This is a genomic window from Anaerotignum sp., assembly GCF_030625865.1.
In the GTDB taxonomy this organism is placed as follows: domain Bacteria; phylum Bacillota; class Clostridia; order Lachnospirales; family Anaerotignaceae; genus Chakrabartyella.
In genome coordinates this window covers 1-19241 of the sequence record NZ_DAOUQB010000003.1, presented here as the reverse complement: position 1 = coordinate 19241, position 19241 = coordinate 1, and the positions used below count along the sequence as shown (strand labels likewise).

General features: G+C 42.0%; 20 protein-coding genes. 1 reads left to right on the top strand and 19 read right to left on the bottom strand.

The features are described 5' to 3' along the window. Positions 1-134: 134 nt before the first annotated feature. The 13 genes from P9Q65_RS01540 to glgB all read right to left on the bottom strand — a co-directional run bounded on the left by P9Q65_RS01540 (position 135) and on the right by glgB (position 12530). The gene (locus P9Q65_RS01540) at positions 135-701 is read right to left on the bottom strand and encodes a uracil-DNA glycosylase (RefSeq protein ID WP_304507324.1); all 567 of its coding nucleotides are present in this window, start codon (positions 699-701) and stop codon (positions 135-137) included. 13 nt (positions 702-714) lie between these two features. Then, positions 715-1107 (bottom strand): cytidine deaminase, encoded by a 393-nt coding sequence (gene cdd / locus P9Q65_RS01535; protein ID WP_304507323.1) that lies wholly within the window; start codon positions 1105-1107, stop codon positions 715-717. A 13-nt stretch (positions 1108-1120) separates the two neighbouring features. Then, positions 1121-1591: an rRNA maturation RNase YbeY gene (gene ybeY / locus P9Q65_RS01530; RefSeq protein WP_304507322.1), complete on the bottom strand. Its 471-nt coding sequence runs from the start codon at positions 1589-1591 to the stop codon at positions 1121-1123. Beyond that, positions 1575-3695 (bottom strand): HD family phosphohydrolase, encoded by a 2121-nt coding sequence (locus tag P9Q65_RS01525; protein WP_304507321.1) that lies wholly within the window; start codon positions 3693-3695, stop codon positions 1575-1577. Before P9Q65_RS01525 ends, ybeY begins: the two co-directional genes overlap by 17 nt. Then, a complete protein-coding gene (locus P9Q65_RS01520; RefSeq protein ID WP_304507320.1) occupies positions 3664-4665 on the bottom strand; it encodes a PhoH family protein in 1002 nt (333 codons plus the stop codon). The genes P9Q65_RS01525 and P9Q65_RS01520 overlap by 32 nt, the downstream gene beginning before the upstream one ends. Continuing rightward, positions 4628-5869 (bottom strand): sporulation protein YqfD, encoded by a 1242-nt coding sequence (gene yqfD / locus P9Q65_RS01515; RefSeq protein WP_304507319.1) that lies wholly within the window; start codon positions 5867-5869, stop codon positions 4628-4630. Before yqfD ends, P9Q65_RS01520 begins: the two co-directional genes overlap by 38 nt. Positions 5870-5882: 13 nt before the next feature. Next, positions 5883-6146 carry a sporulation protein YqfC gene (gene yqfC, locus P9Q65_RS01510; protein WP_304507318.1) on the bottom strand — a complete coding sequence of 88 codons (264 nt, stop codon included), beginning with the start codon at positions 6144-6146 and terminating at the stop codon, positions 5883-5885. A 259-nt stretch (positions 6147-6405) separates the two neighbouring features. After that, positions 6406-7200, bottom strand: coding sequence for an ABC transporter ATP-binding protein (locus tag P9Q65_RS01505; protein WP_304507317.1), 795 nt, complete (start codon positions 7198-7200; stop codon positions 6406-6408). Next, entirely contained in the window at positions 7193-8101 is a 909-nt protein-coding gene (locus P9Q65_RS01500) for an ABC transporter permease (RefSeq protein ID WP_304507316.1), read from the bottom strand. The genes P9Q65_RS01505 and P9Q65_RS01500 overlap by 8 nt, the downstream gene beginning before the upstream one ends. Positions 8102-8201: 100 nt before the next feature. Then, positions 8202-9200, bottom strand: coding sequence for an ABC transporter substrate-binding protein (locus tag P9Q65_RS01495; RefSeq protein ID WP_304507315.1), 999 nt, complete (start codon positions 9198-9200; stop codon positions 8202-8204). A 225-nt stretch (positions 9201-9425) separates the two neighbouring features. Further along, positions 9426-9878: a GatB/YqeY domain-containing protein gene (locus P9Q65_RS01490; protein WP_304507314.1), complete on the bottom strand. Its 453-nt coding sequence runs from the start codon at positions 9876-9878 to the stop codon at positions 9426-9428. A 28-nt stretch (positions 9879-9906) separates the two neighbouring features. Then, positions 9907-10083: a 30S ribosomal protein S21 gene (rpsU, locus tag P9Q65_RS01485; protein ID WP_022255363.1), complete on the bottom strand. Its 177-nt coding sequence runs from the start codon at positions 10081-10083 to the stop codon at positions 9907-9909. A gap of 209 nt (positions 10084-10292) precedes the next feature. Beyond that, entirely contained in the window at positions 10293-12530 is a 2238-nt protein-coding gene (glgB, locus tag P9Q65_RS01480) for a 1,4-alpha-glucan branching protein GlgB (protein ID WP_304507313.1), read from the bottom strand. Positions 12531-12759: 229 nt separating this feature from the next. Between glgB and P9Q65_RS01475 the strand changes: the two genes are divergently transcribed. Continuing rightward, positions 12760-14385 carry an MBL fold metallo-hydrolase RNA specificity domain-containing protein gene (locus P9Q65_RS01475; protein ID WP_304507312.1) on the top strand — a complete coding sequence of 542 codons (1626 nt, stop codon included), beginning with the start codon at positions 12760-12762 and terminating at the stop codon, positions 14383-14385. Positions 14386-14550: 165 nt separating this feature from the next. Here the strand turns inward: P9Q65_RS01475 and P9Q65_RS01470 are convergent, their stop codons facing one another. The 6 genes from P9Q65_RS01470 to P9Q65_RS01445 form a co-directional block, all read right to left on the bottom strand. Next, on the bottom strand, positions 14551-15000 hold the full coding sequence (locus tag P9Q65_RS01470) for a hypothetical protein (RefSeq protein WP_304507311.1): 450 nt from the start codon (positions 14998-15000) through the stop codon (positions 14551-14553). Between the two features lie 32 nt (positions 15001-15032). After that, a complete protein-coding gene (locus P9Q65_RS01465) occupies positions 15033-15176 on the bottom strand; it encodes a hypothetical protein (RefSeq protein ID WP_304507310.1) in 144 nt (47 codons plus the stop codon). Positions 15177-15295: 119 nt separating this feature from the next. Next, the gene (locus tag P9Q65_RS01460) at positions 15296-16636 is read right to left on the bottom strand and encodes a TldD/PmbA family protein (RefSeq protein ID WP_304507309.1); all 1341 of its coding nucleotides are present in this window, start codon (positions 16634-16636) and stop codon (positions 15296-15298) included. A gap of 5 nt (positions 16637-16641) precedes the next feature. Then, positions 16642-18024: a TldD/PmbA family protein gene (locus P9Q65_RS01455; protein ID WP_304507308.1), complete on the bottom strand. Its 1383-nt coding sequence runs from the start codon at positions 18022-18024 to the stop codon at positions 16642-16644. Then, the gene (locus P9Q65_RS01450) at positions 18018-18581 is read right to left on the bottom strand and encodes a Holliday junction resolvase RecU (protein WP_304507307.1); all 564 of its coding nucleotides are present in this window, start codon (positions 18579-18581) and stop codon (positions 18018-18020) included. Before P9Q65_RS01450 ends, P9Q65_RS01455 begins: the two co-directional genes overlap by 7 nt. Before the next feature lie 174 nt (positions 18582-18755). After that, positions 18756-19241 (bottom strand): divergent polysaccharide deacetylase family protein (locus P9Q65_RS01445; protein ID WP_304507306.1); only part of this gene is annotated, 486 nt, incomplete at its 5' end.

The following is a 19241-nucleotide window of genomic DNA, read 5'->3' as shown; positions in this document are numbered from 1 at the left end:
CAAGCATGTCCACGCTTTGCTATAAAAAAACTCCTTGTAATATTCTGTCCATGAATAGGGTTCTTGTATCATTTTTCTATTGCCACTTTCACATACTGCCCAAATTTCACAACTTTTTTATAAGTTAAAAACATCTAGCTTTCGTTTAGTTCGTCCCATCTTTTACGAATTGCCTTCATATCTTCCCAGGCAGGGCGCTTCTTATCCTCATCCCGCAAAAGTGCCGAAGGATGATAGGTTGCAATAAAATGATATCCCTTTTTTGAATACCACGTTCCCCTTTGTCGGGTAATACGAAAATTAGGGTCAATAATGGTGGTAGCCGCAACTCTGCCAAGGCAAACAATTATTTTCGGTTCTAACAATTTCAATTGATACCTCAAATAATTCAGGCAGGCCTCCTTTTCATCGTCATATGGATCCCTATTTCCCGGCGGTCGACATTTTACAATATTCGTTATATACACATTCTCCAAGGAAAGACCCACACTTGCCAACATTTTGTCCAAAAGTTGTCCCGCAGGGCCAATAAAAGGCTCGCCTTGCAAATCCTCCTGCTGCCCCGGTCCCTCGCCCACAAACATAATGTCAGCCTTAGGGTTTCCTTTTCCGATAACCACGTTGTTACGAAGCTCCCAAAGCCTGCATTTTTTACAGCTGTAACAAGCACCTTCCAACGTTTCCCAGTTTTTTTGAACCATAATCCTCACCCACTTACTTGATGTCCTCTCCACGAAAGCCCATGGGCAATAATTCTTTCAGCTTCATTACCTTCATACCCTCCGTAAAGCTGTCTAAAACCACTTCTCCCTCGGGCATAAATTCATATAACACCTGTCTGCAAATACCGCACGGTGCAGCATAGTCCCCCGAGCTGGCAACAACGGCAATTTTCTCAAATTCCCTTACGCCTTCGGAAATCGCCTTTGTCATTGCCGTTCTCTCTGCGCAAATGGTGGCACCAAAAGAAGCATTTTCTACGTTACATCCAAGAAAAACTCTACCATCCTTTGCTAACAATGCCGCACCAACCTTGAATTTAGAATAAGGGGCATAGGCCTGTTCCATGGCTTTTTTTGCTAATACAACCAATTCTTGATTTTCCATAAAAACATCTCCTTTATTCTCTAGGGATTCCGGCTTTTATCAATATTTCCCGTTGCTTTGCAAACATTTCTTTTTCTTCCTCTTCCTCCATGTGGTCATAGCCCAAAAGGTGCAGCATACTATGGGCAGTCAAAAAAGCAATTTCTCTTTTTAAGGAATGGCCATATTCCTTTGCTTGTTCTTTTGCACGCTCCAAAGATATAATAATATCTCCTAAAAGAATCTCGCCTTTTTCGTTTACATCAGACCGTTCTCCGTCTTCAAATGTCAGTAAGGGGAAACTCAAAACATCTGTTGCTCGATCAATATCACGAAATTGCTTATTAATCTGACGAATTTCTTCATTGTCCACAATAGACACGCTTACCTCACAAGGTTTTTCAAAACCTTCATATTGTAAAGACTCATAAATCAGTTTTTCTATGGCGTTGGAAAGCTCCAAAGAGAGAACCTCCTCCGTCCGGTTATCAATCAGTATTGTCACTGTTTTTCTCCTCTTTCCCAACTTCAACCTTACGAGATGCCGCCTCAATATCCTCTTTTTTAGGATAGCTGACTCTTTCGTGGTACATTCCATGGAAAACCTTTATAAAAGCCTTTCGTATGATTTCCAATTCATGTATCCCTAACCCGCTGTGGTTTAACTGTCCATCATCCAGCTTGTCCTTAATTAAGCCCTGGATTGCACCCTCAACTTCATCCAAAGTTTTGCCGCTGCCCAGCATAGACCGCACAGCCGCCTCTACCGTATCGGCAAGCATCACCACTGCCGATTCTCTGCCTGTGGGAATTTGCCCATCATAGCGGTAATCTGCCTCGTTTACATTCTCCGCACCATAGATTTTCAATGCTTTAAAATAAAAATATTTTACCAAGGAAGTCCCATGATGTTCCTTCATAAAGTTCAAAATAACCTTGGGCAATCCAAATTCCATACCAAGCTCCGCACCTGCTTTTGTATGCTGGGTAATAATACGGGCGCTGGATTTTGGTTCAAGATCATCATGGGGATTATGCCCCGACTGATTCTCCGCAAAATACATTGGGTATTTTAATTTCCCAATATCATGATAGTAGGCTCCCGCCCTTGCCAAAGCAGTATTGCCGCCGATTTCATAAACAGCTGTCTCCGCTAAATTTGCCACAATTAAGCTATGGTGATATGTACCCGGTGCCTCAATCATCAATCTACGTAAAAGCTCATTATTGGGATTGGTTAATTCTAAGAGGCGTAGGGGCGTGTTCGCTTCAAATACACCTTCCCAAAAGGGGAGACTGCCAACGGCAATCACTACAGAAATGAGTCCCATTAAAGCACCCAAGCCTGAAGCAACGACCAACTCCGTGGTATACCCATCCCTAAAAAAAAGCCCCGCCGCAAACATCGCTGTAAAGTTCACCACAGCCATTCCTACAGCAACGGGAACCATATGTGAACGTTTCTCTGTTTTTTGAATCATCAAAGCCCCAAAGGAGCCACTGATTAAGGCATAGGTTAAAAACTCTACATCGCCACTAAAAATCATGCAGGCTATGATAGAAAAAAAGCAGTTCATCAAAAGTGCCATGCGCCGTCCAATTAAAATGCTAATGAGCATACCAAACAGACATAGCGGAATCAGCGAATAATAGGGCAATAAGGCCATAGCTTTGCATAAAATAACCATAATCACATATACGCTAAACAGCATACGGACTTCATTCTTTTTTAATATCACAGCACCTTTATTCCAAAAGAAAAAGAGTCCAACCGCCCCGAAAAGCAAAACTACAATAACAGAGCTTCCTAAAAACGAAAGTAATTTTCCATTATTTTGTGCATCACCAATGAGTTTTAAAGAAACCAATCTGTCATAAATATCTTGGGTAATGATTTCCCCTTCATCAACAATTTTTTGGTTTTTGCGAATCCATACATCGCTGACTTCCTGGCGCTTTTCTTCCCTGGCAGCTTCCATAGCTTCTTCGTCCAGCACAAGATTGGGATCCAATGCGGCGGAAACAATGGTATATCCCATTTCTTTTAAATCAGTGCTCCATCCGGATATTTCAATTCCTTCCTTTACTTGCACCTTCCCTTGCTCCAGTTCATCAGCGGAGAATCCTTCGCTGTAAATCTGATTCAGTATTCCTACACAATCATCTGCAAACAAAATACGATTGGATAACGGCATAGCTTGATATGCTGTCAACTGTCGATTGGTAAGAACCACAGGAAGCTTAAGGGATGCTTCTTGCACCATTTGATAAAAGTCGTCTCCATCTTTCATTTTTAAAATTAAATCATTCAGCTCTTGAAACACATCGTTTACTTGTGTCGTGCTGTTTTCTTCTACGGTAATATCACTTTTGTAGATTGGGCCAACGCTGCTTGCCGCCGCTGTTTTCAACTTTTCCGTTGTAACCTCATCTACCGTATCTCTGGCTGCGACGTAACGCCTTATGGCTACATCACCCACCTGAACAATTTCCTCATTTTGACCATAGGGGCCTATCCCAATGGACAGCAACGTTACCATAAGGGCGATCCCCAGCAAAATCCATTGAGAATACCGCCTAATACCTACCTCTTTTGTCTTTTTTACCATCCTGATCACTCCGCTTCTTGGTCTCAAATTTTTCATACGCCAGAATGATTTTTTGTACCAATGGGTGCCGCACAACATCTTTATTGGTCAGCGTAATAATTCCGATTCCTTCAATACCTGATAATATTCTGGATGCTTCCATTAGTCCGGAACGCTTTCCTTCCATCAGGTCTATCTGGGTCAAATCACCTGTAATTACCGCTTTAGAACCATATCCAATACGGGTTAAAAACATTTTCATCTGCTCCGGTGTCGTATTTTGCGCCTCATCCAATACAATAAAAGCGTTGTCTAAAGTACGTCCACGCATATACGCCAAAGGTGCAACCTCGATTAAGCCCCGCTCCATGTTTTTCAAAAAGGTTTCAGAACCCATAATCTCATAAAGAGCATCATAAAGGGGCCTTAAATAGGGATCAACTTTTTGCTGCAAATCCCCGGGCAAAAATCCTAACTTTTCTCCCGCTTCAATGGCAGGGCGAGTAAGAATAATTCGGTTTACTTCGTTATTTTTAAAAGCAGTGATTGCCATAGCCATTGCCAGATAGGTTTTCCCCGTACCCGCAGGCCCAACACCAAAAACCACAGTATTATTTTTAATTAAATCCACATATTTTTTTTGCCCCAAGGTTTTCGGCTTTAAAGGTCTTCCGTTTGTAGTAATGCAAATCAAATCGTTATAAACTTTTTCCACTTCCTCTAAGTTCATCTCTTCTGCGGCAGAAATAAAATAGGTCAAATTTTGATCCGTAATTTCTTCTCCCTTTCTTGCCAAAGCCGCCATGGAATTCATTACACTCCAAGCCTTATGCACATTCGGTTCTTCCCCACTGATTTTAATGTCATCTCCGCGGTTTACAATTTTCACGTTACATTCTTTTTCAATTTTCTTTATATTTACATCAAATTGACCAAAAACAGGTAACATCACCCTATTGTCCATTTGCATTGTTCTCTCCATCTGTGCCATCTATGGCATCCCGTCCTTTCTCCGCCTCTTGTTTTTCATCAATTCGCTCTGTAAGTTCCGCTTGCCCCTTTGCACAGACACAATCGGTATACTCTTCATAATGCACATCAATTTTTTCTATTGTACCATATTGACTTAAGCATTGTTCCGTCTTTTTTCTTAATGTTTCCTCAAGCTCCGCCTTCGCTTCTTCAACGGTTCGGCTCTTTTTCTCGAGGGTATATATATTATATTGCTCTTTTTTTATAGAAATAGGCACTTTAAAATCTCCCAATGCCAAATCTTTTTCAAAAAGAACTTCTGTATCAGCTTGTTCTTCCTCCAAAGAAGGATGGATAAAATCTGCATCTTTTCCCCAAAAACTTAAAATGCTATTGGTTTTAATCTCTCCTGTATAAACTTTTTCGTCGTATGTAAGGGGTAATTCCGCAGTCAACTGCTGCCAAACCTTCGCCGTAACAAAACCCTCTGCTGCCACATATTCTGCATGCTGCTCCTCTCCCTCCAGGCCAATTAAGACCTCAGAAGAAATGAGCACATCTCCTTTTTTCACCACATCGCCCTCTTGTACCTGGGGCGTTCCTCTTTCAGCAGTTATTTTTAAAATAACGCCATCCATGGAAGCAACCACATCGCAGGGTGTCTCCTTGTCCACTACCTCTGCTTTTTCAATGGTCTCTGCAATTTTTATGGTTACATCGGTTCCCTTAATGCCAACGCTTACCCAAGAAATATCGGGAAACTGCACCAATAATTCTTTTGTAATCTCCTCCGGGTGCACACCTCGTTTCCACGCAGCCGGCTTCAACCCCAATTCTTGGCAGTAAGACAGAATATCCTCTTGAGATACCCGCTCATTCCCTTCTACACGAATCACCCAAATAAAGGACGAAAGTAAGTACAGGCCTACCGCAAAAAGCAAAATCCCCACGGTTAGAACCTGCCGCCCATGAAATCGTCGAATTTTAGCCGGGAATCCGCCATATCCCTGTACCTCCAGCCTGCATCCGGTTTTTTCAGCACATATGGAAACCATATTCATGCTCCCCATTGGCACCTTTAACTTCACTCCAGCGCCTTCCGTAGCCACATCCCATACATATACTCCACGGTATGAAAGCATATTCATAAACCGTTCTGCGGCAAAACCGTGCACTTTTATCATAACATATCCACGAAAATAATACCATAATGCCAGAAACAAAATCCTCACCTCATTAGGTTAAAAATTCCAGCGCAACCAGCTTCCCTGTTATCACCAGTACATCGCCGGTTAGCTGTTTTAGCCCCAAACCCTGCCCACGGATGCATAACGTTCCTGCCTTTGTTCCAACACGAATACTCTCTTCTCCATAGGTCAAAATTCCTTTATGATTTTCAACAGTAACTTCCTCCCGCCCCGTTAAGGAAATCAACGGCAAATCCAACGTGATCTCCTTTGGCAGGTCTAAAGCCTCTGACACACCCCTGCGTAAATCCATTTTTTTCATCACCATCCGAAAAACCGTTTGTTTACATTATGCTAAAAAACCCAAAGAAATACCTTGTCTTTCAATGTTCCCACTGTTCCGCATAAAACAAAAAAAGTACGACTCCCCTTGTTATGAAGTCGTACTAACCTTTTTTTAAATTTTAATAATTAGGGATTTTCCCCTCAAACATTCTTATTGATGTTGCCCTTACGTTTCATATAACCACATAAATACACAACTTAAATAAAATCAGTTTTACTTTCTATTTTTAACCCAAAAGAGCCCTGTCATTTACAAACTCACTACCGCTTGCCACAGAGAATTTTTGCAACAAATCTTCCACTGTCAGCTTCTTTTTCTCTTCCCCTTTAATGTCCAATATAATTCGTCCATCCCACATCATAATCAAACGATTCCCATGAACAATGGCATCCTTCATATTGTGTGTAACCATTAAAGCCGTCAAACTATTTTCGGCAATCACCCGGTCAGAAAGCTCCAAAACCTTGGCTGCTGTTTTGGGATCCAAAGCTGCTGTATGCTCATCCAATAAAAGAAGCTTTGGCTTTTTCAATGTAGCCATAAGCAAGGTCAGCGCCTGTCTTTGCCCGCCTGAAAGGAGTCCAACCTTGGCTCTCAGGCGTGTTTCCAACCCTAAGTCCAACGTCTTTAAAAGTTCCTTATACCATTCTCTTTCTTTGGCGGTAATCCCCCAGCGAAGCCCACGGGACTTTCCTCTGCGGTATGCGATTGCAAGGTTTTCCTCAATTTCCATATCCGCAGCCGTTCCGTTCATAGGGTCTTGAAATACACGGCCTAAATAGACCGCTCTCTTATGCTCTGGCAATTTTGTAACATCAACACCATCAATAACAATCTGCCCACTGTCCACAGGCCAAACACCGGCAATTGCATTGAGCATGGTAGACTTTCCTGCTCCATTTCCGCCAATAATTGTTACAAAGTCTCCTGCCTCAAGGGTAAGATTTACGCCATTCAAAGCCTTTTTTTCGTTGGGTGTATTGGGATTGAAGGTTTTATGGATTTCTTTTAATTCAAGCATTCGCCTTCCCTCCTTTTTTTCCGTGCTTCGTATAATACTGACCTCTTAAATAAGGCACCGCCAAGAAAGCCGCTACAATCAATGCACTTACTAATTTTAAGTCTGTGGTTTCCAAACCTAACTGCAATACTACGGTAATAACAACAAAATATAAAATCGCCCCAAGGGTTACTCCTACCAAACGGAAGGCAAAATTTCTAAATATCTTGCCAAATAAAACACCGCCGATAATGACTGCCGCTAAACCGATAACAATGGCGCCGCGACCCATGTTTACATCTGCGTTACCTTGATACTGTGCGTAAAGCGCACCGGATAAACCAACCAAACCGTTGGAAATCATTAAACCCACAATTTTCATGGCCTTTGTATTAATCCCCTGGGCTCTTGACATATTTTCATTATTTCCTGTTGCGCGAATGGAACGCCCAAGCTCTGTCCCAAAAAACCAATATAAAATTCCTATGGCAATGGCACAAAAAACAGCAGAAACAATAATTGCATGGGGAATATTACGCAAACTCAAAAGCAAATGATATTTATCAACACTAATTGCCTGGTTAGACTTCCCCATAATACGCATATTTACAGAATATAACCCTAATTGAGTCAAAATCCCCGATAAAATTGCGGGGATTCCAAAAGTAACATGGAACACCCCTGTTGCTAAACCGGCCAACATACCGGCAACCGTTGCACCAATTAAGGCTAAATAAGGATTGTACCCAGCAAGCATCATCATTACCGCTACGGCACCACCTGTACATAGACTTCCATCTACAGTCAAATCCGCGTAATCCAATACCTTGTAAGTAATATAAACCCCTATGGCCAACAGACCCCAAATAAGCCCCTGAGCCACAGAACCCGGCAAAGCCTTCATTAATGCTATGACATTCATATCATTTCTCCCCCAATCTTTTTGTATCTCTTTTGTAGAAAAAAGGGAGCGGTCAGTAAACTGCCCCGCTCTACCTCTTTATTTTTATGGAATCTTATTTTTATTGAATTGCCTCGAAACCCTCAGGCATTGTGATACCTAACGCTTCTGCAATTTCTGCGTTATATTTGGGAACAATGTTATCGGAAACATAGCCAATGGGTGTTGTTGCAGGATCTGCACCATTTACCAAAATTTCATAAGCCATCTCACCAGCTTTTTGTCCTAAGTCATAGAAACTAATGCTCAGTGTCGCCAAACCACCGGATGCACACATACCTTCTTCACCGGCAAAGACAGGAACACCTGCCGGTACAGTTACATTCTTAACAATTTCCATATTGCTTGCCATGGTATTATCAGTAGGAATAAATACTACGTCACATTCGCTTACGGCATTTGTAATAACCGCCTGAATTTCATTGGAATCCGCTGCTGTATATTCTTTGAATTCAATACCGGCTTCTGTCAAAGCCTTCTGTGCCAATTCAGACTGGAATATAGAGTTTGGCTCTGCACTGCAATATACAATTGCAACTTTCTTTGCATCAGGGCAAACCTGCTGTAATAATTTCATTTGTTCATCAATGGGTGTTAAATCAGATACACCCGTAACGTTTCTTCCGGGTGCCTCATTGGAATCTACAACACCGGCTGTTTTAAAGTCTGTTACAGAGGTACCTACAATAGGAATATCTGCTGTTGCCGCTGCCGCTGCCTGAACAGCACCCGTCGCATTTGCCATAATCAAATCAACATCGCCGGAAACAAACTTTGTTGCAATGGTTGTGCAGTTTGTGCTTTCCCCCTGGGCATTTTGTACATCGAAGGTTACAGAATCACCTAAAAGTTCTTTCAACTTATCTTGGAATCCCTGGGTAGCCGCATCCAAAGCAGGGTGCTCAACCAACTGCATAATCCCTACGTTATAGGTTTTTGCATCGGCACTATCGTCAGCCGCAGGTTCATCTGTTTGGCTTGTATTGCCACAACCAGCCATGGAAATCATCATTGCCGCCATAGCCATAGCAGCAGCCAAACGCATTTTATTCTTTTTCATACCATACCACTCCCTCAAAAATAAGCCGCATGCTTTAATGCATATGTGCGGTTATGCTTTAAACTATTAAAGTAATTATAACACGCTTTTGTTTAAAGTCAAGTCAATCTTTCATTATATTTACACAAAATTATCTATTGCATCCTCTATCTATTAATAAAATTTTACAATAAGCGAAAAGACCTGCTGGGTTTCCCCAACAGGTCTTTTTTAATTTCACTATGATTATTGATTGCCCTGGAGCATTTTCTTTACAAAACTGCCAACGATTTTATTATCAGCGCGCCCTTTTACTTTCGGTGTAATCACCGACATAACTTTTCCCATTTCTTTAATGGAAGAGGCACCGGTTTCTTTTATCGCTTCTTCTACGATCGTCTGGATTTCGGTTTCGCTTAATTGCTCTGGAAGGTAACCTAACAAAATATTGATCTCTTGATTGAGTTTTTCAATCAGATCAGTTCTTCCGCTTTTTTCAAACTCAGGAAGGGAATCTCTTCTGCTTTTCAGCTGTTTGGTGATTACTTCAATCACGCCGTCTTCATCCAATTCGACTTTTTTGTCCTTCTCGATCTGAAGGATACCCGAACGGACTAACTGAACTGTATCCTTTCGAACGGAATCCTTTTCTTTCATCGCAGTTTTTAAATCTGCAAATAGTTGCTCTTTTAATGACATATCATCATCCCTTTTCGCCGTCTAGATTTTATTTAAACTTACGTTTTCTTGCGGCTTCGGATTTCTTTTTGCGCTTTACGCTGGGTTTGTCATAATGCTCTCTTTTGCGAACTTCGCCCATGATGCCATCTCTGGCACACGTTCTTTTAAAACGACGCAGTGCGCTGTCTAAGGATTCATTTTCTTTAACTTTTACCTCCGACATGAATTTCCCTCCCTCCAGATGCGAGATTCGTTTGTTGCAGATGATAAAAAACCGCGCCAGATCCGCCATTTTTACCATACATTTAAGAATTATACACAAAAAAGCAACAACCGTCAATATAAAGACTATGATTTTCCTAAGAAAAAAAACAAGCTCTCTATATTTTCCACACATTTTGAAGGAGACCCACTATATATTGATATCCGAAGCTAAATCTTTGTTACCTTACTTGTTTTTATAATTTTTTCCTTCTCTTGGGTCAAAACAATCATCCCAAGGGGTGGTACGTTGATGGAAACACTTTGGCTAAAGTGATCCCAAGGTATTTCCTCTGCAATAATTTCCTCCGTATTTTCCACACCGCTTCCGCCAAATTCAAGGCTGTCGCTATTGAAAATTTCTTTATATTTCCCCTTATTGGGCAAGCCAATACGAAAATCGGCGTGGGCAACAGGCGTAAAATTACAAATACAATAAATTTCTTTGTCATCACTGCGACGTATAAAAGATAGCATGGACAAATCTCTATCATCGCAGGAAATCCATTGAAAACCATGGGGATTAGAATCTTCTTTCCAAAAAGCGTCATTTTCCAGATATAACTGGTTTAGCTGTTTTACATAAGTCTGCATATGCTGATGATCTGCATATTGCAGCAAATGCCAGTCCAAACTTCTTGCTTCGCACCATTCATGGTACTGACCGAATTCTCCACCCATAAAAAGCAATTTTTTGCCGGGATGTCCGTACATAAATCCATAGGCAAGGCGGAGATTGGCAAAACGCTGCCAGTCGTCCCCCGGCATCTTCCCAATCATAGCGCTTTTTTCATGAACTACCTCATCATGGGAAAGCACCAGAATAAAGTTTTCCGAGTAATGATAGGCCATGCCAAAGGTCAAACGGTTATGATAATTTTTTCGGAATAGAGGATCATTTTTCATATAGAACAGGAAATCATTCATCCAGCCCATATTCCACTTTAGGGTAAAGCCCAAACCACCCTCCTTAGGATCTTTGGTTACCCCCGGCCATGAGGTAGACTCCTCGGCAATCATCATTGCCCCGGGAACTCTTTCCTTGACAATAGAATTCATATGCTTTAAAAACTCAACTGCCTCTAAGTTCTCACTGCCGCCATACTGATTGGGCAGCCACTCTCCCGCATCCTTTCCAAAATCAAGATACAGCATAGAGGCCACCGCATCCACCCTTAAACCATCCATGTGGTATTCCTGTAGCCAGAATAGGGCATTACTGATTAAAAAATTAGTAACCTCTTTTCTGCCATAGTTAAACATATAGGTTCCCCACTGCCTGTGCTCGCCGCGGCGGGGGTCAGCATGTTCATACAACGCAGTTCCATCAAATCGCCCTAGACCAAAGGAATCCTTTGGAAAATGAGCAGGCACCCAATCCAAAATTACGCCTATGCCATGATTATGGCAGGTATCAACGAAATATTTAAATTCATCAGGCGTGCCAAAACGGCTGGTGGGGGCAAAATACCCCGTAACCTGATAACCCCAGCTTCCATCAAAAGGATGCTCCAAAATGGGCAAAAGTTCAATATAAGTATAACCCATTTCCTCCACATAGGGAATCAGTTGATCTGCCAACTCAATATAACTTAAAAAGCGATCTCCCTCCTCGGGTACTCGCATCCAAGAGCCCAAATGCACCTCATATACATTCATGGGGGAAGTATAAGGACTTCTCTTACTCCGAGCAGTAAGCCATCTTTTATCATGCCACTTATATTTTTTGGAATTGTACAGAACAGAGGCAGTTTCAGGACGAACCTGCGAAAATCTGCCGTAAGGGTCTGCTTTATCCGCAGGGGTACCATCACATTGTATTACATGGAATTTATACTGATCGTTTTCCATCAATCCGGGGATAAAAAGCTCCCAAACGCCCGATATACCCAAGCGACGCATAGGATGGCGCCGCGTATCCCATTGGTTGAAGCTTCCAATCACACTTACACTTTTTGCATTGGGTGCCCAAACCGTAAATGCAGCACCCCTTGTGCCACCATGGTTTATCAATCGGCCTCCCATTTTATCGTAAATTTCATAATGGTTGCCTGCCCCAAATAAGTATCTATCATATTCGGAAATGGTAGGTAAAAAGGAATAGGGGTCATAGCTGCGCCAAGTGATTCCACTGTCATTGGTAAATTCCAACATATATCGAAACCATTCTTTGCGATCCCACAGAAGCACTTCAAAAAATCCATCGTCATGAATTTTTGTCATAGGATACTGCTTTTTTTTATTTTTCATATCTATGACAGTAATTTTTTGTGTACCTGGTAAAAAGGCCCGCACGCCAATGGCTGTTTCCCCATCCATTTCAATCTCATGCATCCCCAACACTCTATGTGGGTCATAGTGTTCGCCATTTACGATTTGAAAGATATCATATAACTCTGTTATTTCCACAATATCATCCCCTTTTTACGTTGCACCTTGATCCCATTTACCCCAAAGGTCTTTCATTTATTATATACCACACAACTATTTCTTTCCATACAAAAAAAACAGGCATTTTCGACAGCGCTCAATATAAAATTGCTAAAAAAAGAGACATCTTGTCATCCCATAAAAATAGAGCTATACTAAAAATGGATTAAATCATCCAAAACCTGTACGATGATAAGGAGGAATCCATATGAAATTAATGTTTTTAGGAGCAACTCATGAGGTAACCGGCAGCTGCCATTATATCGAAGCCTGTGGCAAAAGCATCCTGTTGGATTGCGGAATGGAGCAAGGACATGATACCTATGAAAATCAAGAAATTCCCGTACCCGCATCAGATGTCGACTATGTTTTCCTGTCCCACGCCCATATTGACCATTCCGGGTTGTTGCCATTACTCTACAAAAATGGATTCCGTGGGGAAATCTATGCAACAGAAGCAACAACAGACCTTTGCCGCATTATGCTTTTGGATAGTGCCCATATTCAGGAATTTGAAGCCCAATGGAGAAACCGCAAGGCCAAAAGAGCCGGAAAGGCACCCTTTGAGCCCCTGTATACCACAGAAGAAGCATCAGCCGTTGCCGGGCATTTTGTCCCCTGTGATTATGAAAAGGAAATTTCCGTAACCAACGGCATCTCCATTCGTTTTACCGACGTGGGACACCTTCTTGGTTCCTCCAGCATTGAAATTTGGCTGACCGAAGGCCAGACAACGAAAAAAGTTGTATTTTCAGGGGATATCGGCAATCTTAACCAGCCCATTATTCATGACCCCAGATACACAAAAGAAGCAGACTATGTCATTATGGAAAGCACCTACGGTGATCGTTTGCATAACCCTCCGCCGGATTACGTTGCGGAGCTGGCAAAGCATATTCAAGAAACCTTTGACCGTGGCGGCAACTTGGTTATCCCCGCTTTTGCCGTAGGACGAACCCAAGAAATGCTATATTTTATACGAGAAATCAAGGAACGAAAACTAGTAAAAAACCATGAGAATTTTAAAGTTTATGTCGATAGCCCCTTGGCAATTGAAGCAACAAAAGTCTTTAAGGAAAACAGAATGGATTGCTATGATACCAAAGCCATGGAATTAGTAAAAAAAGGCATCAATCCTCTGGAATTCAACGGTCTGATTACCGCTGTAACCCCCGAAGATTCTCAAGCAATCAACTTTGACCGTGATCCAAAGGTTATCATTTCAGCCTCAGGTATGTGCGAAGCCGGTCGTATCCGCCACCATTTAAAACATAACCTGTGGCGCAAGGAAAGCACCGTGCTTTTTGTTGGCTATCAAGCTATAGGAACTTTAGGCAGAATCATTGTTGAAGGGGCAGAGGAAGTTCGTCTGTTCGGCGAAACTATCTCTGTCAATGCTCATGTTGAACAACTGGCAGGGGTTAGCGGCCATGCTGATAAAAATGGTCTGCTACGCTGGATTAACAATTTTGATCCAAAACCCACAAAAGTCTTTGTTGTACACGGTGATGACCTTGTTACCCAAGCATTTGCTCAGAATCTCATTGACGAATACGAATATCAGGCCGTTGCCCCTTTCAGCGGTGCCTGCTATGACCTGGCAAGTGGCGCTTTATTGACAGAAGGCGTAAAAATCCCCGTAAAGCCCAAGGAAACACCCCAGCAAAAAGCTGTATCTACTGGCGGAAAACGGGCAATCTATCTATCGGAACAGCTTGATTTGGCAGGTCAGCGGTTGATTCGACTGATTAACCAGAATAAAGGTGGCGCAAATAGAGATATGGAAAAGTTGTTGAAGCAGCTTCAGGATTTCTCCAATAAAATAGACAGCTAAATAATTTTTCAACAAAAATAAAGTGAATTTATATTCCCCTCTCTAACCATAAAATCAAAAAACTTCTCCAAAATGGATACAGTTTTTAAAAATTCGGGAATATAAATTCACTTATTTATTTTAGTAATTGTAAAATAGAATATTTAATCAAATTTCTTCCGTTTCTTATATTTGAACATCAAATATCATATTCCAAAGCGCCACTGCACAAACATAAAACACAGCGAAAAAATATTGCCAGGAAAGTTTTTTCTTGTAAAGATAATAGAGTACCGCAAAAATAATTACAGCTCCAACGCCGACAATAAGCCACTTTGATTGCCCATAAAAACTTATGCCGGTTACCACAAGGATTACCATAAGGGGCATTGTCAAATAAGTAGCCTTTAATAGCTTATTCAGACGCGAACGAAAAATAAACCATGACATCAAACAGACTAGGATAAGGTATAACGCCCTACTTAGCATAGGGGGCGGTGCATTTTCAGCAACACCCAAAACGATCATACTTGATTTTATCACAAGAAATGCTAGCAGGAATGCTAAATTAAAAAGGATAAATCCTCCAATTACAATAACAAAAGCAGATAAAATATTTTTTTGATATTGCTTCATGGCCCCTCCTATTATTCATATTTTATTGTCTTCTAATCATTCTTTAAATACTTTAGCATGCATTTTATGGCTAAAACCGCCAGGGTAATTTCTAGCCCTACACGCACTACCGCTGCTACGATAGCCCATATTGTAAATAAAGACCCCATACCAACAAAAGACTGAATTGACTCCATAACATTCTCCCCCAGAAAAATAAATTTTAAAAGCTTCATTTTTATTCAGCATATCCTAATACTTCAACAAAAACAACATAATTTCTGGAAAATTAAGACAATTTTAAACAGAGCCTCATCTATTTTCCTGCAACAGAAATATTTTTTACCAAAACTGATGGAGAGCCTTTTCCGCTTGCCGCAAAATACATATCCTCCCCCATCGCCAAAATATCCAGTAAAAGCGTATAAAAATTCCCTGCAATGGTAATTTGCTCAACGGGCTTTTCTATTTTTCCATTTTCTACTATAAATCCCTCGGCAGAGAGCGAAAAATCCCCGGAAACAGCATTTGTTCCCGCATGCAACCCCATAAAATCCGTAATATAAAGACCATTCTCCATTTGACCAAAAAGCTCCTCTAAACTCTTGTCACCTTTTTGGATATAAAAATTGGTACATGCCGTTTTCACCGGCGCAGTCAATCCTGCTTTAAAGCCATTTCCCGTAGAAGCCACGCCGTCCTTCTTTGCGGATTTTCGATTATACAACAAAGTTTTCAAGCATCCCTCCTGGATTACCCCTTTGTTTTTCCCCGCAACCCCTTCGCTGTCAAAAGGTACAGAAGCATAACCGCCCTCCAAAAGGGCATCGTCCCGCAAAGTAACGCAGGATGCCGCAATTTTCTCCCCAAGCCTATCTTTCAGCAGGGAAAAGCCCTTTTGGGCGTTTTCCGCAAAGAAAATGCCGCTAAAGGCAGCCAACAACGAGGTCATTGCCTTTCCGTCTAAAACAGCGGTATAGGTTCCACTGTTCACCGTTCCTGCCCCCAAAAGAGCCGCCCCTCGTCTTGCCGCTTTTCTGCCTGTTTCTTCCGGGTCAAAATCTCCCCAATCCCTGCCCTTCCAAAATGCAGAGCCTTTTTTCGTTTCATCACCGTTTCTCGCAATGGCACTAACATACCCCGAAGCAAAATTTTTTGTATAAGAAATATCCAAGCCAAGGCTATTGGCAATGGCCACCTCTCTTTTTCCGATTCCTAAAACGCAATAATCCAAAGAAGCAATGCTCTCCGCTCCGTTTAATGCCGCTTCCTCCATGCGTTTTGCCAGCTGAATGCGTTTTTCTACGCAAACCTGCTCCAATTCGGGATAATATCCGTTAAATTCAGGATACGCTTCCCCGCCAAATAAATCCTCACACTCTTCCTCAGGCATAAGCATGGCATTTTCTTTTGCCGCCTGAATCACATAGTCAATACTTTCTTCTTCCAAACGTTCCATAGAAGCATAACCCGTACGGCCTTGGTAAGTTCCACGAAAAGAAATACCCCCTTCACTGCTATTTTCGTAGTTGGAAACCTCGCCCTCCATTAATAAAACTTCGAAGCTTTCCCCACCTAAATAGAATACCTCGCAATCGGTAAACCCCTGTTTCAGTGCCTCATCTATGATTTGCTTTTGCAAAGCCTGTCTCTCCAATGTTTTTACCCCCTTCCGCCAACGGTCATTTCTTTTACCCGTATCATAGGTTGTCCAACATCGGTGGGAATGGAACCGCTGATACTGCCACACATTCCTTGGGCACGGGCTAAATTATTTCCAACCATATCAATTTTCATCAAAACCTCCATGCCCTTTCCAATTAAGGTTGCTCCCCTCACAGGCTCGGCAACTTTACCATCCCGAATCATATATCCTTCTAAAACCGCAAAATTAAAAGCGCCCGTAGCCGGATCAACACTGCCGCCGCCCATCTGCTTTGCATACAGACCAAAGTCCGTATTGGCGATGATTTCAGCCGGGGTGCTTTTCCCGTTATCAATAAATGTATTGGTCATGCGGCTTGTGGGTGCAAAACGATAGCTTTCCCGCCTGGAAGAACCCGTGGACTTGGCACCCATACGCCTTCCATTTAACTTATCCACCAAATAGGAACGCAAAATGCCATTTTCAATTAAAACATTTCTCTGAGTAGGTGTTCCCTCATCATCCATGGCGGCAGAACCCCATCCGTTGGGAATGGTTCCATCGTCAATGGCAGTCACAACAGAAGAAGCAATTTGCTCCCCCATCTTTCCTGCAAAAACAGAAGCATTTCTGGCCACTGCCGTGGCTTCTAAACTATGTCCGCAAGCTTCATGAAAAATAACACCACCAAATCCATTGTCAATGACCACAGGCATTCTTCCTGCGGGGCAAGGCTTTGCCCCCAGCATGGTAACAGCAATTCTGGCTGCCTCCCTTGCCTTTTCCTCCACATCAATTTGCTCAAACAGCTCAAACCCCAAAGAACCCCCGGGGCCCAGATGCCCGCTTTGCTTTTCTGTGGCCGAAGAAGCAATTGCCTCTACGGTAAAACGGCTGCGGACACGCTGTTCCTCTGCCCACAATCCGTCAGTATTGGCAATAAAAACATCCTTTACAATATCCAGGCAACCCGTCTTGGTTTGGGTAATTATATCACTGTATTTTTTTGCCGCTTCCGCCGCTAAAAAAAGCTTTTCCGCCTTTTTCCTTTTTTCCACCTCATCAGGCATGATACGAATAGGATTCATACAGGCCATGTTCATTCTTCTCCATCCTTGAAGGGTATATACCCGATCTCCTCTAGCCGCTGCCGCCGCTTCTCTGGCAATACGAATTAAATTTTTCTCCGAAGTATCATTGGCAAAACCATAAATCGCCTTGTTTTGAAAAAACAATCGTATTCCTATACCATAGTCCATTCCACTTTGTGCCGCCTCAACCCTTCCATTTACCACACTTATTGTGCTGCGTTTGGACTGCTCCATGTATATCTCTGCAAAATCAGCCCCTGTTCCTAATGCAGCTGATAATGTATTTTCCACAACGCTTTTCTTCAGCATAAGCCTCCGTCCTTTCTCTGTTTTTCTTCTGTTTCCTCTAAGTATAGACTTACTGCTTCCAAATAATGCAATAATCCATTACCTGTTTTCTGAATTCTGTATTTTTGTTCAAAAGTCTCTAAAGGAATAGATTTCCTTCCCCCTTTTTCCGCTTTCCTCCAAAACTCTTCCAATATTTCAAAGGGAAGAAGATAATAATCATCTAAAGCCGTAAAATGCACCAGAAGAAAGGCCAACCCTCGTTGGGCACGAAAATCCGCCATAAACTCTATCTGGTGCTTATGTATATTCTGCAAAGGCAGATTCTTATGGGCTGTTTCCTTTGCATCAAAACAAACAGGTATCCCTTGTGCAACACCAATATAATCAACGGTACTCTGTTTTTCAAAATACGCTAACGTAATGGTTTTATTTTCTTGATTTATTTTTACCGGTGTAATGGGCGTAGGCACCTTTTGCAGCAGCGCAAGCCCTCTTTGCCGATATTTTTCGTTGGTAAAGTTGATATTTTCCTCTAAAGAGCTACCACGAAGCCCTCTTGAATTCCAGTGAGACATTTTTCCTCCTCTAATTGTTCTATATTTTGTAAGATCATACTTTTTCCCAAACAAATTGTTTTCATAATTATACCATACCCGCTGAGAAAAGAACATTAACTCTCCGTCAACACCGGTTCCAAATATCCATGCCCATTTCTACTTCTTATGTAAGATTATCTCTGAATTTTTTCCCTATTCGTCAATCAAATCTCCTGCGGTAACAAAGGTAATTCCCTCCTGCTCTAATTCGGGAATCAATTCCTGAATGGCCTTTACCGTCACGTTTCCCCCCTCGGGTCCCACGTGGCCGATGGCCAAAGCTTTCCCGTCCCGCAAGGCAACCTCCGCAGCTTTTCTAAGATTTTTCTTTACCGTTTCCACATCATTGGTACCGTCTAAAAAAACACTTCTGGCAAAAAAGGGAACCCCTTTTTCTTCCGCTAACGTTCGACCCTGACTTTTGGCGGTAGTCACACTGTCAATAAAAAATCCATTCCGTTCTTTCAATTCATCTAGTACAATTCCAAGGCATCTGGTATCCTCCATAATCGCCGACCCCATATGGTTATTCATACCTACCGCATCAGGTAAAACGGCGTAAGCCTCTTCCACCAAAGCCTTAATTTCGTCATCGGTCATATTCCGAAAAACACCTTTTTCCCCTACCCATTCCGGCTT

Coding starts and splice junctions, on each gene's coding strand:
- P9Q65_RS01540 (WP_304507324.1), bottom strand. CDS start 701: ATGGTTCAAAAAAACTGGGAAACGTTGGAAGGTGCTTGTTACAGCTGT.
- cdd (WP_304507323.1), bottom strand. CDS start 1,107: ATGGAAAATCAAGAATTGGTTGTATTAGCAAAAAAAGCCATGGAACAG.
- P9Q65_RS01525 (WP_304507321.1), bottom strand. CDS start 3,695: ATGGTAAAAAAGACAAAAGAGGTAGGTATTAGGCGGTATTCTCAATGG.
- P9Q65_RS01520 (WP_304507320.1), bottom strand. CDS start 4,665: ATGGCACAGATGGAGAGAACAATGCAAATGGACAATAGGGTGATGTTA.
- yqfC (WP_304507318.1), bottom strand. CDS start 6,146: ATGGATTTACGCAGGGGTGTGTCAGAGGCTTTAGACCTGCCAAAGGAG.
- P9Q65_RS01505 (WP_304507317.1), bottom strand. CDS start 7,200: ATGCTTGAATTAAAAGAAATCCATAAAACCTTCAATCCCAATACACCC.
- P9Q65_RS01500 (WP_304507316.1), bottom strand. CDS start 8,101: ATGAATGTCATAGCATTAATGAAGGCTTTGCCGGGTTCTGTGGCTCAG.
- P9Q65_RS01495 (WP_304507315.1), bottom strand. CDS start 9,200: ATGAAAAAGAATAAAATGCGTTTGGCTGCTGCTATGGCTATGGCGGCA.
- P9Q65_RS01490 (WP_304507314.1), bottom strand. CDS start 9,878: ATGTCATTAAAAGAGCAACTATTTGCAGATTTAAAAACTGCGATGAAA.
- rpsU (WP_022255363.1), bottom strand. CDS start 10,083: ATGTCGGAGGTAAAAGTTAAAGAAAATGAATCCTTAGACAGCGCACTG.
- P9Q65_RS01475 (WP_304507312.1), top strand. CDS start 12,760: ATGAAATTAATGTTTTTAGGAGCAACTCATGAGGTAACCGGCAGCTGC.
- P9Q65_RS01470 (WP_304507311.1), bottom strand. CDS start 15,000: ATGAAGCAATATCAAAAAAATATTTTATCTGCTTTTGTTATTGTAATT.
- P9Q65_RS01465 (WP_304507310.1), bottom strand. CDS start 15,176: ATGGAGTCAATTCAGTCTTTTGTTGGTATGGGGTCTTTATTTACAATA.
- P9Q65_RS01455 (WP_304507308.1), bottom strand. CDS start 18,024: ATGCTGAAGAAAAGCGTTGTGGAAAATACATTATCAGCTGCATTAGGA.
- P9Q65_RS01450 (WP_304507307.1), bottom strand. CDS start 18,581: ATGTCTCACTGGAATTCAAGAGGGCTTCGTGGTAGCTCTTTAGAGGAA.